Annotated in this window: 1 rRNA gene; it reads left to right on the forward strand. The window is 50.5% G+C overall.

Annotation, left to right across the window (positions count from 1 at the left end):
• Positions 1–742: ribosomal RNA gene (locus D1003_RS10970) — 16S ribosomal RNA — on the forward strand; the annotation flags it as partial.

The raw sequence follows: 742 nt of genomic DNA on the forward strand, positions 1-742 counted from the left end.
CTTGAGAGCGGCGTACGGGTGCGGAACACGTGTGCAACCTGCCTTTATCAGAGGGATAGCCTTTCGAAAGGAAGATTAATACCTCATAATATACTGATTGGCATCAATTAGTATTGAAAGCTCCGGCGGATAGAGATGGGCACGCGCAAGATTAGATAGTTGGTGAGGTAACGGCTCACCAAGTCAATGATCTTTAGGGGGCCTGAGAGGGTGATCCCCCACACTGGTACTGAGACACGGACCAGACTCCTACGGGAGGCAGCAGTGAGGAATATTGGACAATGGGTGGAAGCCTGATCCAGCCATCCCGCGTGAAGGACGACGGCCCTATGGGTTGTAAACTTCTTTTGTACAGGGATAAACCTACTCTCGTGAGGGTAGCTGAAGGTACTGTACGAATAAGCACCGGCTAACTCCGTGCCAGCAGCCGCGGTAATACGGAGGGTGCGAGCGTTATCCGGATTTATTGGGTTTAAAGGGTCCGCAGGCGGGCTAGTAAGTCAGTGGTGAAAGCCTACAGCTTAACTGTAGAACTGCCGTTGATACTGCTAGTCTTGAGTATAGTTGAGGTAGCTGGAATGAGTAGTGTAGCGGTGAAATGCATAGATATTACTCAGAACACCGATTGCGAAGGCAGGTTACCAAGTTATAACTGACGCTGAGGGACGAAAGCGTGGGGAGCGAACAGGATTAGATACCCTGGTAGTCCACGCCGTAAACGATGCTAACTCGTTTTTGGGCT

It is taken from the genome of Riemerella anatipestifer (assembly GCF_009663465.1).
GTDB classification, from domain to species: Bacteria; Bacteroidota; Bacteroidia; order Flavobacteriales; family Weeksellaceae; genus Riemerella; species Riemerella anatipestifer_C.